Annotated in this window: 10 protein-coding genes; 6 read left to right on the top strand and 4 right to left on the bottom strand. The window is 36.5% G+C overall.

Going from position 1 to position 12,854, the window contains the following annotated elements; genetic code table 11:
* Positions 1–54: 54 nt before the first annotated feature.
* Entirely contained in the window at positions 55–972 is a 918-nt protein-coding gene (glpX, locus tag ABWU32_RS06015; protein WP_041573528.1) for a class II fructose-bisphosphatase, read from the bottom strand.
* Positions 973–1,098: 126 nt separating this feature from the next.
* On the opposite strand from glpX, the gene ABWU32_RS06020 reads away from it, so the two are divergent.
* Positions 1,099–2,436, top strand: a complete 1,338-nt coding sequence (locus tag ABWU32_RS06020) for a hypothetical protein (protein ID WP_015589149.1) — start codon at positions 1,099–1,101, stop codon at positions 2,434–2,436.
* 52 nt (positions 2,437–2,488) lie between these two features.
* On the opposite strand, the gene ppdK is transcribed toward ABWU32_RS06020, so the two are convergent.
* Positions 2,489–5,224, bottom strand: a complete 2,736-nt coding sequence (gene ppdK / locus ABWU32_RS06025) for a pyruvate, phosphate dikinase (protein ID WP_353278555.1) — start codon at positions 5,222–5,224, stop codon at positions 2,489–2,491.
* Positions 5,225–5,434: 210 nt separating this feature from the next.
* Between ppdK and ABWU32_RS06030 the strand changes: the two genes are divergently transcribed.
* Positions 5,435–6,286, top strand: coding sequence for an Rpn family recombination-promoting nuclease/putative transposase (locus ABWU32_RS06030; RefSeq protein ID WP_015589151.1), 852 nt, complete (start codon positions 5,435–5,437; stop codon positions 6,284–6,286).
* 106 nt (positions 6,287–6,392) lie between these two features.
* Here ABWU32_RS06030 and ABWU32_RS06035 read toward each other — a convergent pair whose 3' ends face one another.
* Entirely contained in the window at positions 6,393–7,748 is a 1,356-nt protein-coding gene (locus ABWU32_RS06035; protein WP_227738550.1) for a phosphomannomutase/phosphoglucomutase, read from the bottom strand.
* 127 nt (positions 7,749–7,875) lie between these two features.
* Between ABWU32_RS06035 and ABWU32_RS06040 the strand changes: the two genes are divergently transcribed.
* The 4 genes from ABWU32_RS06040 (at position 7,876) to ABWU32_RS06055 (ending at position 11,235) form a co-directional block, all read left to right on the top strand.
* Positions 7,876–8,286 carry a hypothetical protein gene (locus ABWU32_RS06040; RefSeq protein WP_353278557.1) on the top strand — a complete coding sequence of 137 codons (411 nt, stop codon included), beginning with the start codon at positions 7,876–7,878 and terminating at the stop codon, positions 8,284–8,286.
* 78 nt (positions 8,287–8,364) lie between these two features.
* Positions 8,365–9,957, top strand: a complete 1,593-nt coding sequence (locus ABWU32_RS06045; RefSeq protein ID WP_353278559.1) for a hypothetical protein — start codon at positions 8,365–8,367, stop codon at positions 9,955–9,957.
* A gap of 509 nt (positions 9,958–10,466) precedes the next feature.
* The gene (locus ABWU32_RS06050; RefSeq protein WP_144054592.1) at positions 10,467–10,730 is read left to right on the top strand and encodes an IS110 family transposase; all 264 of its coding nucleotides are present in this window, start codon (positions 10,467–10,469) and stop codon (positions 10,728–10,730) included.
* Positions 10,720–11,235, top strand: a complete 516-nt coding sequence (locus tag ABWU32_RS06055) for an IS110 family transposase (RefSeq protein ID WP_010081946.1) — start codon at positions 10,720–10,722, stop codon at positions 11,233–11,235. The genes ABWU32_RS06050 and ABWU32_RS06055 overlap by 11 nt, the downstream gene beginning before the upstream one ends.
* 352 nt (positions 11,236–11,587) lie before the next feature.
* On the opposite strand, the gene tsaD is transcribed toward ABWU32_RS06055, so the two are convergent.
* Positions 11,588–12,595 (bottom strand): tRNA (adenosine(37)-N6)-threonylcarbamoyltransferase complex transferase subunit TsaD, encoded by a 1,008-nt coding sequence (gene tsaD / locus ABWU32_RS06060; protein WP_015589155.1) that lies wholly within the window; start codon positions 12,593–12,595, stop codon positions 11,588–11,590.
* Between the last annotated feature and the right edge of the window lie 259 nt (positions 12,596–12,854).

Consider the following 12,854-nt stretch of genomic DNA (forward strand, 5'->3'; position numbering starts at 1 on the left):
TTAATTATATCTTAATGCTAAATGTTGTAAAGCTAAAATTAGAAACTAAAAAAGCTAACATAAGTTCTGCATTGTTTGCAGCTTTATCAGGTTGTTAGGTAGAATTATTAAAGAACTAGTTGAACATATGTTATCAACTCCATCCACAAGTTCTCCGCTTGTTACTCCAGTTGCAATGAACACTGATTCACCTCTTGCCATATCTTTTACGGCGTAGACTTTTTCTGGGTCATCAATATTTAAATTTTTTGCTCTTTCTTTTAACTGATCTGTGTCAAATATCAATCTTCCCTCCATCTGCCCACCGATTGAACTCAGCGCTGCAGCCGCAAGCACCCCTTCTGGTGCCCCTCCTATTCCGATATACATATCATGATTGCCATTTACTAGTGAAACTACGGCCACAATATCACCATCATCTATTAGTTTAATTTTTGCTCCTAACTTCCTGATTTTTACTATTAATTCATTGTGCCTTTCACGATTAAGTATAGTTACCACGAGATCATTTACTTTGCATTTTTTTGCCTTGGCTAAATTGTCTAGATTCTTTTCAATGCTATTTTTTAGTGAGACTACACCCTCTGGAAGATTTTTTCCTACCGCTATTTTTTCCATATAAACATCAGGTGCATGTAAAAAATTACCTTTTTTCGTTGCAGCAAGAACAGACATTGCCCCTGGTTTGTAATGAGCACAAATCGTAGTGCCCTCAAGTGGGTCAACGGCAATGTCGATTTCAGGACCATTTCCAGTGCCAACCTTCTCGCCAATATATAGCATCGGTGCTTCATCTCTCTCACCTTCACCAATTACGATAGTACCATTTATTTCCATTGAATTTAATACTGTACGCATTGCATCAACTGCAACCTGATCAGCCTTTTTTTCATCGCCGAAGCCTGCTAGTTTATATGCAGCAAGCGCCGCAGCTTCGGTCACTTTAACTAATTTATAGGCTAAATCTTCCATCATTTGCTTTAAGAACTATATTCAATATGTATCATGATATATCATGCTGCTTGAAACTGCAATATGTCTTGACTGATTATTAGGGAGTTGATATAATATAAGCATTATAGTAGTGGGATTATAGTTATGGCATATAGTGATGATGATGTTAGAAATTTCTATCTAGATATAGATAGAATTACAGGACGTGATAACACAGTTACTAGTTTGGAAGAACTAAAAAAGAGGTTAAGGAAAGAAGTTAATTTTCAAGATGAATGTGAAGGAGGCAATTCATTAGGGAACCTACTTCTAAAACATGCAACCGAAAATAACAACCCACGCGTTAAGGATTTTCTCCTCCAAAATGGGTGTGAACCCCTTCAACAAGAGCAAATAACCGCAGCAATAAACAAGGAAGAAGAGGCACCTAATGTGGAAGAGAATAGAGCAGACAGTAATGAAGTAGATTCTAGTAACTTCATAAACCCTGGTATGACTGCTGAAGTACTTTACGAGCAACTAATACAAGGGAAAGAAACAAATCTGGCAATTTTTGACTCGTTTGCAAATGCTGTAAGAGAGTCCAATATTACCGGCGATCGTGGCATATTTCTAGATGTTGTAAAATTGTTTACAGATTTAGATGCTGTAATCCATCTTACAGATACTGCTTCCAGAACTATATTGGGCATAGCTACAATAACAAAACAAGCTGACGTTGTTAAGGTACTTTTGGATAGTGGCAAATTTTATGAAGAAGAAAAATTTAACGCTCTGTGTCTTGCTATTACTCAGGATAATGCCCAAGAAGCTGAGCTAATTTTAGGTTACGTGAGTCCTGCAAACAGGAAAGAGGCTTTACAAGTGGCCATACAGGTAGGTAAAACTGAAATTGTTAATGCGTTCTTGAATAGAGGTAAGCTTAATGAAGAAAATAGAGCAGAACCCAGCAGCAGTAATGGAAACATTGGTAGTAGACCTGTAGCAACAGTGCCTCCAGTTAGTACTAATGGTGATAATCGCAATCACGACAATGAAATACCTGTAGTAACAGAGACTAACCAAACTACCACGCCAAATAGTGATAATGTTAATGGCCAATCAAATCATAATAACAAAAATAAAACGCCTGTAATACCAGAGGCTAAGCAAACTGCCACACCAAATAATGATAATAAAGCTAACGGCTTTGTAGATGCTCAATTTTCTGTGCCAAATGAAAAAGAAGCTAAATATAAAAAAAGCAAGGAAAATTTTTACACCTCATTAACAAAAGATGTTGTTGGAGTTGTTATTACAGGATTATTCATTACTGCTGCTGTGATGGTTCCATTTGTAACTGGTGCAGTGATTTGTGGTGTTATAGCTGCTTTGGTTGCAATAGCTACCGGGTTGCATGTAAAAAATTCTACATTACCAAGCTATAGAGAAATGGAAGAAAATAAAGTTGAACACGTCCAAAAAACTGCAAAAACGTTGTGATTCAATTTCGCTAGGGAGGATGTTATGCCAGTGCGTGACACTGGCATCTAATTTACCCAACACACTTAGATTTTATGCTAAACTGTGCTGCCACTAACTTTGCAACCGGTACTCTATAGGGTGAGCATGAAACATAATCCACCCCTGATTCGATGAGAAACTCTATAGATTTTGGATCTGCTCCATGCTCTCCACATATACCCAGTTTTATTTCTTTTCGGGTTTTTTTGCCTCTTTCAATGGCCATCTTGATTAACTCCCCTACCCCTTCGATGTCCAGCACTTCAAATGGGTCGTTTTCGAATATGTTGCTTTCCTTATAAGAATCGAGGAAATTAACTGAATCATCTCTTGAAAGTCCCATGGTTGTTTGCGTTAAATCATTAGTGCCAAAACTAAAGAACTCTGCATGTTTTGCTAACTTATCAGCAATCAGTGCTGCTCGTGGTAGCTCTATCATTGTTCCAATTGAGTACGCCTTGTCTGATGTCATTCCAGCGCGTGACGCTGGAATCTGCTTCTTGATCCTAGCTGAGATGACAGAAAATTCTTTCTTCACTAACTCGCATATCAAAACAAACTCTTTCTCATTCATGATAAAGGGGACCATGATTTCAGGCTCCACTTCTATCTTCTTTTCTTTCTTTAATTCACTTGCAGCACTAAGTATTGCCCTAATCTGCATGCTATATATTTCAGGATGAGAAATGGCAAGTCTACAACCTCGATGGCCAAGCATTGGGTTCTTTTCTGATAACTGTGCTATTTTATTTTTTACTGATTCAACTGACTTACTAAGTGATTTGGCGATTTTTTCTATAGTAGACTGATTATTGGGTAAAAATTCATGCAAAGGTGGATCAAGCAACCGTATAGTGACCTCCCTGCCCTCCATAATAGAAAATATTTCTTTGAAATCAGACTTTTGCATTTCTTCCAGTTTAATGAGCGCATTTGCCCTTTCATTTTCATCGTCAGCCATTATCAACTTTTGAATGAATTCGATTCTATCACTAGCGAAAAACATATGTTCTGTGCGACATAAGCCTATACCTTCTGCACCGAATTCTTTTGCAATTTTTGCGTCTTTTGGAGTATCAGCGTTCGCTCTCACTTTGACCGTTTTGATTTCATCTATCCAGTTGATTATCGTTTTGAATTCTTGCGATAATTCAGGTGAAATTGTAGGAAGAATGCCAAGCATAACCTCCCCTGTTCCTCCGTTGATGGTAATTGGTTCACCTTTATTTACTTTTGTATCCCCCACAGAAAAGAAAGTTCCATCTTTATCGATATAAAGTCCACTTACACTGCAAATGCATGGCTTACCCATTCCACGGGTTACAACAGCAGCGTGCGAGGTCATCCCTCCCCGTGCTGTTACTATGCCACTTGCAGCATTCATTCCATTAATATCTTCAGGACTCGTTTCTGACCTTACTAAAACCACTTTTTTACCCTGCTCTGCAGCTTTTTCAGCATCACTTGCACTAAACACTACATATCCAGAAGCAACCCCTGGAGAAGCCGGCAGTCCCTTCCCTATTACTTTTTGGTCACTCTTAACGTCAAGAACTGGATGCAATAAATTGTCAAAAGTTTTTGGATCAATTCTCAATATTCCTTCTTCTTTTGTAATCGTTCCTTCGTTTACCATATCAACTATTATGCGAATAGCAGCTTCAGCCGTGCGCTTGCCAGACCTAGTCTGCAAAATCCATAATTTACCGTCCTGTACAGTAAATTCGATATCCTGCATGTCTTTATAATGCCTTTCAAGTTTTTCACATACCGCGCATAATTCCAGGTAGACACTTGGCAGCAACTTCTCCATGGTGTTTTTTTGCTCTCCGTCAATTGGCATAGGAGTATAAACACCAGAAACCACATCCTCACCCTGAGCATTAACCAAAAACTCACCAAAAAGCTTTTTTTCCCCAGTTGAAGGATTTCGTGTAAATATCACACCAGTTGCAGAATTATCATTTAAATTACCAAAAACCATTGCTTGCACGTTGACCGCTGTTCCAAGGTTTTCAGGAATATTATGTATTTTTCTATAGGAAACAGCCCTATCATTTTTCCAAGAAGCAAATACTGCATTAACTGAGTTTAACAATTGCTCTTCAACGTTCTGCGGGAAATGTTTCTCAGTTTTTTCATATACTATCTTTTTAAAATCGTTAACAATTCTCTTTAAAACATCAACATCAAGATCAGCTAAGCTTTTTGCTCCACTCTTTTGCTGCTCATTATCAATAACATCTTGAAATAGGTGATGATCAAGCTGTAGTACAACATTGGAGTACATCATGATGAAACGGCAGTAGCTATCGTAAGCAAAACGTTCGCCACTTTTTTTTGCAAGCCCAACAACGGTTTCATCATTTAGACCAACATTTAAAATAGTATCAAGCATGCCCGGCATTGAACTAACACTACCAGAGCGTATGGAAATTAATAAGGGATTATTTAAATCCCCAAATTTACAACCGATGTCATTTTCGAGCATCGTCATGTAGTTTTTAATTCCACTACATATGTCATTCCAGTGCGTGACCACATTTTTTTCTGGATCCGAGTAATCAGATACTTGGATGACAGAAGATCTATTGTCTTGATAATAGACTTTGCAAGCAGAGGTGGAAATTGTGAAACCAGGTGGAACAGGAATGCCAACATTGCACATTTCTGCTAAATTTGCCCCCTTTCCTCCCAGCAGATTTTTCATTTCTGCATTGCCTTCGCATTTACCCTGGCTAAAGTAATGTATTAACTTTTCCCCCATCATTTTCTCCGGATTTTCACTGATAAACACATTGTACATATAGTTCCAATAAACCTGTGAGAACTTGAAACCTTAGGATAATAAATTTTACAAAATTTTGCAACAACGTTCCCTCTGGCAACATCAGTAAAGTTAACAAAAAAGATGACAAATTATTGAATTATTATCAATAAGAATATATAATATAAAGATACATTTAAAAATTTTTTTATGGCTCTTTCTAAGTTTCTCGACCCCAAGAATGATGTTGCGTTTCGGCGTATTTTTGGTACTGAAAAAAATAAAGACATCCTCATTCACTTTCTCAATGATATTTTGGGGTTCACTGGCAAAGATGAAATAAAAGAAATAGAATTCCTCAGCACTATTCAAGATGCTGAAATTGCCTCTAAAAAACAAAGTATCGTTGATGTTCTTTGCAGGGATGAAAATGGGGTGCAAGTAATAGTCGAAATGCAAGTTGCCAAAACTAAAGGCTTTGAAAAACGCGCTCAATATTACGCTGCTAAAGCTTATTCAAGGCAAGCTGATAAAGGTGATCAATATCAGGGTCTTAAAGAAATCATTTTTATAGCTATTGCTGATTGTATTCTCTTTCCTAATAAATCTGAGTATAAGTCAGATCATGTAATGTTAGACAAAGATAGCTATGAACATGATTTAAAAGATTTTTATTTTACATTTATTGAGTTACCAAAATTTCCTAAAACTAAAGAAGACCAATTGGAGAGTATAGTTGAAAAATGGATCTATTATTTTAAATATGCAGATGAAACTAGCGAAGAAGAATTGGAAAAGATAATAGGTAGTGATGTAATAATTAAAAAGGCATATGAAGAACTAAATAGATTCAACTGGTCAGAGAAAGAATTTATTGCCTACGAACAGGAAATAAAACGTATTCGTGATGAACGGGCTGTTCTTGAACAAAAACTTGATGATGCTAAAAAGGAAGGAAAAATTGAAGTTGCAAAAACAATGCTAGCTAATAATGTTGATGTCACCACTATTGTTAAGTTTACTGGCCTCTCCATGAGTGAGATCAAAGAATTGCAGAATTAAGTGGACCCGCAAACGGTTACACGAAATAATGCTGCAGCCTGACCAGATGATAAGTACATTTAGCCTATTTATCTTTATACTTTCATGTCAATTTTATAAATCAAATTTATTTCTGTGAGTAGCTACAATTTAAAGACCTTGCTTCATCAATGTAATGGAACAAAACCTTTTTAGTAAGTTCAAAACCCTCTAAAGTCTCTCCTTCGCATCTTGCTGTAATGCAGTTTTGCGTATTTGATACCCTAAGAAGCCACCAACCTTTATTATCGGTTACCTTAACACCATCAAGATCTGAAAATACAATATTTTGCTGCTCCAGTGTTTTCTTTATTGACTCAATTATTTGAAACTTTTTCTCATCTTTCACTACAATCTTCACTTCATGAGTAATATATAACTTCGGTAAATCCTCAATCACCTGAGATAGGCTTTGGTTTTTCTTAAGCAAAATGTCAACTGCTTTAACAGCAGAATATAGCCCATCATCAAAACTTAGCTCAGAAAAGAAGAAGTGCCCGCTTAATTCACCAGCAAACTTTGCCTCTTCCTCTACCATCTTCTTCTTAACTAGTGAATGTCCAGTAGCACAGGTGATAACTTGCCCTCCTAACTTGCTAACAAAATCATGCACTTTCATACTCATTTTTACGTTAGCAATAACTTTGCTTTCTGGATATTCCTCCAACACTTCACGTGCAAAAATTATAAATAAATGGTCATTGGAAACAACGTTGCCTTTATTATCAATTAAGCGCACCCTATCGCTATCGCCATCTAGCGCAATGCCAAGATCACATCCATATTCCTTCACAATGTCAATTAATTGAGCAAGATTTTTTTCCTCTATGGGATCTGGATCATGCAGTGGAAATGCCCCATCTATAGAGTTATTGGTTACGATGTGTGTATGACCAGGCAAGATCTTTTCAATATACCTTATAATTCCACTTGCTGGACTATTTCCACAATCCCAGGCTATTTTTAATTTCTGTGTAGTATTATTCTTCACTGCACTTTTCAATATGCTAATGTACTCACTATATATATTTATGTTAATTAAGCTTCCAATTCTTGTGCTGTTTTTAATTGGACTGCTTATAATTTCCTTCATTTCTTGATCTGAGAAGACTTTTTTATTACTAAAAAATTTAAAGCCATTATATTCGCTGGGGTTATGAGAAGCAGTTATTATGATACCAAGATCCGCCTGTGTGATTTGTGTTGCAGCGTAAAGCATAGGTGAAGAGCATAGTCCAACGCGTATAACATTTGCACCGGATAAAGTTAAGCCCCTAATTAATTCTCTTTCTATACCTGGTGAATCTATTCTGCTGTCGTAGCCGACACAAACACTAGCTACGGTTTGGCCAAACTTTCTACCTATCTCGTACCCATCATTAATCTGCAAATCTTTGCCTACTATACCTCTAATATCGTATTTTCTTATAATGGTATTGTCCATACTGTACTTCTTGAAGTGACTACTATATAACATTTTGGCCAAATGCTCAAGTTTATTTATCCAACAATTAGTTGACTCTTTAAAGAAATCTGTTAATATTATAGTATATTTTTTAAAATGTAAAATTATGCCACAGGAAAACGAAAATGTATTTATAGCTGAAAGTCAAAGTTTAGATGTAGATGAACAGCAGAAAAAGGATATTTTAGATGTGATTGAATCTTGTAGCAGCTTTCAAGAAACTATAAAACAATTGGAGGAAAAAAATTTAATCTGGTATTTTATTGGCCCTTTACGCAAAGATGAGGACATTACAGGACAGATAAATTTAAAGTGGGAAAAGGAGTTCCAAAAATTTGAGCAATCAATAAATGAAACACATAGAGAATTTGAAGCATCTTTACCAAATCAAAATTTCTTAGCGTATTCAACAAAAGATGATGACTTCAAAATTAGATTTGAAAATGAAGAAAAACCAATAGAAATTAGCAATATTTTAAGAGCTAGCAGTGAAGGTAAGGTTTATAACATATCTTGAGGGAAAGATAGTCAAATAACTGCAACCAAAAAAGGCAGCGAAAGGCACTATGATTTTACTGGTTCAAGCTCATGTGAAATGACCATTAATTGGCAGGCTAAGGATTCTGAAGGTAACAGCATAGACTGTAGCATGACCGTAAAATTGGATTCTGGTGGTATACAGAGTGTTATTGGTGAGCCAAAATTTGGAGGAATAACGAGTTCAGAAGAAGTATTAAAGTTAGTTGGACAAAATAAAGAAGTTTTTATCAACAGAAAAACTCTGTATCAAGCTTTTACTGATATAGGTCAAGATATGGACAGTCTCGAGCCCACACAAGATCTATCATCGCAATTGCCTACACCAAGCAGCAGTGGGTATTCCTCTCCTAGCACACCTTCTTCACGTAGAAGTTCTATATCCACCAGCAGTGAATTTAGTGATGAAGATGAAATATTTGAGGATGATATGTCTGGTGATGAAGAAGAGTATGAGCAAGAAGGATTAAAAGATAAAGTAGATGAAATTATAAACGAAATTGAGGAATTAAAGGAAGGAAAAGAAACATTTGCTCAACATTTTGCAGCGCAGGCAAAGCAGCTTGAGGATCTAAGATTAGAACGTGACTCCTTGAGAGATAAAGTCAATGAACAACAGCGAGCGATATTTGAAAGAGGTCAAAGAATAAAGGAACAAGAGGAAGAACTACAGGATAAAAATGATGTAATAAAGAACTTAAATAATCAGTTGAAAGATAAGGAAGGTGAAACAAATGAGGCAAATAAAGAATTACAGAGAAAATTGAAGCAAAGTGAAGCTAATTTAACTGTACTAAAGGAAAAGAATGCAAATTTGGAGAATGACCTGAAGAAAATAGTGGAAGGTTTAAAGGATGATCATAAAAAGCAGTTGGCAGAACAGTTAATGGAAACAAAAAAGGAAAACAATACATTGGCTGAAACGGCGAGCCAATTGTCTGAAGAATTAAATGAATTACAGAGAGAAAAGGAAGACTTAGAGAGGGAAATTCGACAACTTGAACCTGGAAGATCACTTGCAGATGAGCTAAGCGAAGAAAATACGAAGGGGGAAATAGAAAAGCTTCAATATCAACTTAAGGAAAAGGAAGGGATGTTAACGTGTACACAGGAAGAGCTGGCATCTGTCAAAGAGAGTCTAGAGCAACTGCAGAACATATTACAGCAGGAAAAAGGTCAGGCAACTCAAACTGAAGTTGAATATGAAAGTAGAGGAACAAGCATGCAGCAGCAAGACCAAGGTATACAAGCTGTAAACAACAACTCAAGCAGAACAGCTAGTGGGTTAAGACAAGAAAACAAAAAATTGACTAGAGACAAACTAACTATATCTGAACAATTAAAACAAAAAATAAGAGAGATTGACGAGTTAAAGAAAAATTTAAAGCAACTGCAAGAAGAAAATAAACAACTCAAACAAGAAGTTACTAAAAATGCAGGAGTTGATGCATCATCTTCAACAGGTCAAAAAGAAGCTAAAGAAGCAGAAGTTATACCGCAAAACATTATGGATTGGCCTGTTCCAATTCCAGATGATAAACCGGAAGAGCAGAAAACTCCATTAGAGCCAATCAAGGTAAATACAGAATTATCAGATCCAAAATCAATCCCTGCTGAGGGTCCGGAAAAATCTCCTCCTCTTTCAAAATGATGAGTTTTGCTTCTATAGCTGACCCAAGCAACACGTCATCCCGCGATTTATTCGCGTTATCTCAGCCGCTAACACGTAGCGGGATACTTAACCGTCATACCGTGATTTATTCACAGTATCTCTTAGCCACTAACAAGCAGCGGGATGACAGCAATCCTACGTCATGCCGCCGCGGTACCTCTAGATCCCGCTAACTAGTAGCGGAATGACGAATTTTTGTTTTTCAAATTATAGCTAAACATACTGTAATTGCTATTGAATGATGGAGAGACATACTCCATTATTTTAGCACGAAGTAACAAATTCAATGAATTGGTTCTTCAAAAATAATTTAAACTTTTACAGTAGGTCATGAAATATTATAGCGATCTCATTAAAAGAAACTTTTATAAGTATCGTTGATGAGAAAGGAAAAGTTGTTAAGGAAGAAGTTGTTGCAAGCGAAAGTAAGGCAATAGCAGATTAGCCAAGGCAAAAAATACGAACCCATAGGAATAGAAAGTGGATAGTTGTCAATATCAATGTGCAAAGAGTTAAGGAGTTTTGGATTACCAGCAATTTGTGTAGATGCAAGGCATATGGCAGCAGCGTTGTCTGCAAGAATCAATAAGAATGATAAAAACGATGCGAGGGGTATAGCGCAGATGATGAGAAGTGTTAGTAAAATCAGTTGTCAAATTAAAATAGCGCTTGGAAGCAGAAGACAGCTAATGTGTAGCAAACAGCAGGTTATTGGAACAATAAGAGGGTTGTTGAAGATACATGGTCGGTAAAGGATCAAAATTTGAAACTTTCGCTTTAAGAATACAAGAGGCAATAAATAATTTGGATGAAATCAGTAGGAGTTCAATTGAAGCGTTAGTTTGTAGTTTGGAAGCAATAGAAAAGTCATTAAGAAAGCTTGACAAAATGCTTTCAGAACAAGGTGAAAAAGACGATGATTGTAAATTGTTAACTACTGTTCCAGGAGTGGGGATTATAGTAGCAATGACGTATAAAGCTGCAATTGATAACCCACATAGGTTTGAGAAATCTGATACAGTTGGAGCATATATAGGGTTGACACCAAGGCAATATTCTTCTGGAGAAGTTGATCGGCATGGCAGCATATCAAAGATGGGACCAGCGGAATGTAGAAGTATGTTATATGAAGCTGCACAAACAATGCTTACAGTTACCAAGAGGACATTTAAATTAAAAAACTGGGGTTGCGAAGAAAAAAGGAATGAAAAAAGCAATTGTAGCAGTAGCAAGAAAATTAGCTGTAATTATGCATAGGATGTTGGTTGATAAAACAGAATTTTATTATCAATAAACATCAAAAGAGCATAGGACAATAATTTTATTGAAAATAAAGATAGCAATGCCGATGGAAGGGACAAGCAAGAACTTAGTTAGACTTCGTGGTAAATATGTTGCCGTCCACTTCCGCCTAACAAGTATAATGCGGCTTGACAAATTTATTGTCATCTCAGACCGCGGAGAGAACCATATGCTACTTTTAACTTATGTAAAATTACCAAGGATTATGGAGAAGATATGCTGTTTTGATTTGTGTGAAAATTATTGTTGACTTATGTGCAATTAGAGAACCTAAGTCACTTTAGCTATAATTCAGAATTGAGAGCTTTTAATAACTTTCCAATTCCCACTTTGGTCTTGGTGCAAAATTAAGTGGATCTATATAATTTTTCTGTAACCTTTCAATTCCTGTCCATCCAACCATAATTGCATTGTCTGTACATAGGTCGTTAGGGGGAAAAAATATGTTTAAGTTTATGTGTTGTTTTAATTTTTCTCTCAAGAAATTATTTGCTGCAACTCCGCCGGTAATCACAAAGTCATTGATTTTGATATTTAAAGATTCGGCCATAATAATCGCATTACTAACCCTGTCCAGCAGTATGTCACTAATACACTCTTGAAACGAAGCACATACATCACACACATCTTGCTCGCTCATTTTAAGTTCTTGTACTAAGTTTTTTACTGCTGTTTTAATCCCAGAAAACGAAAAGTTACATCCAGAACGTTTTATCATTGCCCTTGGCAGTTTGAATCTTGTGCCATTGCCTTTTTTAGCCAACTTTTCAATTAATGGGCCTCCTGGGTAGCTTAAACCCAGCATCTTAGCAACTTTATCAAATGCTTCTCCTAGTGAATCATCGAGCGTTTCTCCAAGTTTAATGTATTTACCTACATCCTGTGCAATTAAAAATTGACAGTGACCACCTGATATTAGTAGGACTAAAAATGGAAATTTTACCTCATGCAGTAACCTAATAACCAATGCATGCGCTTCTAAGTGATTCACTGCAATGAACGGTTTTTGTGCTACATGCGCAATTGCTTTAGCCATCATTGTACCAACTATTAATCCACCTATGAGTCCTGGTCCTGATGTTGCTGCAATTGCATTGAGGTCACAAAAGTTAAGGTTAGATTTTTCCACGGCGCTTTTTATTAGACCACTTAAATGCTTCATATGAGCACGTGAAGCTATTTCAGGGATCACCCCACCGCGTTTTTTGTGTTCTACTTGAGAAAGAATCTTGTGAGCAAGGACTTGCTTGTCACTATTTACAATCGCTACTGCAGTTTCGTCGCAGCTTGTTTCAACAGCTAAAATGGTTTTCATGTATATTTAGTTACTGTATTACCAAAACTATACTTTGAAACGCTGTAGAAGTTAACTGCAAAGTTAACTTCTATAGCTAAAAGATTTACCGACAACCGTCATACCGCGATTCATTCTTTTGGTGTACGAACATTGCAATTTGCAGGTAATTTGAGTAGTAGATGGTGTCATTCCAGTGCTTGACACTGGAATCCAGCCTTGCCGTAATCTCATCAAGAACGTTGTGTTTTAACATAAGATCAGCCACTTTTATGCTCAC

Source organism: Wolbachia endosymbiont (group A) of Udea olivalis (assembly GCF_964028365.1).
Classification (GTDB): domain Bacteria; phylum Pseudomonadota; class Alphaproteobacteria; order Rickettsiales; family Anaplasmataceae; genus Wolbachia; species Wolbachia pipientis.

Excerpts from the sequence above, each read along its gene's own strand:
- ppdK (WP_353278555.1), bottom strand. The coding sequence starts at position 5,224 with ATGGGGGAAAAGTTAATACATTACTTTAGCCAGGGTAAATGCGAAGGC.
- ABWU32_RS06035 (WP_227738550.1), bottom strand. The coding sequence starts at position 7,748 with ATGGACAATACCATTATAAGAAAATACGATATTAGAGGTATAGTAGGC.
- ABWU32_RS06045 (WP_353278559.1), top strand. The coding sequence starts at position 8,365 with ATGACCATTAATTGGCAGGCTAAGGATTCTGAAGGTAACAGCATAGAC.
- tsaD (WP_015589155.1), bottom strand. The coding sequence starts at position 12,595 with ATGAAAACCATTTTAGCTGTTGAAACAAGCTGCGACGAAACTGCAGTA.
- ABWU32_RS06055 (WP_010081946.1), top strand. The coding sequence starts at position 10,720 with ATGGTCGGTAAAGGATCAAAATTTGAAACTTTCGCTTTAAGAATACAA.
- glpX (WP_041573528.1), bottom strand. The coding sequence starts at position 972 with ATGGAAGATTTAGCCTATAAATTAGTTAAAGTGACCGAAGCTGCGGCG.
- ABWU32_RS06020 (WP_015589149.1), top strand. The coding sequence starts at position 1,099 with ATGGCATATAGTGATGATGATGTTAGAAATTTCTATCTAGATATAGAT.
- ABWU32_RS06040 (WP_353278557.1), top strand. The coding sequence starts at position 7,876 with ATGCCACAGGAAAACGAAAATGTATTTATAGCTGAAAGTCAAAGTTTA.
- ABWU32_RS06030 (WP_015589151.1), top strand. The coding sequence starts at position 5,435 with ATGGCTCTTTCTAAGTTTCTCGACCCCAAGAATGATGTTGCGTTTCGG.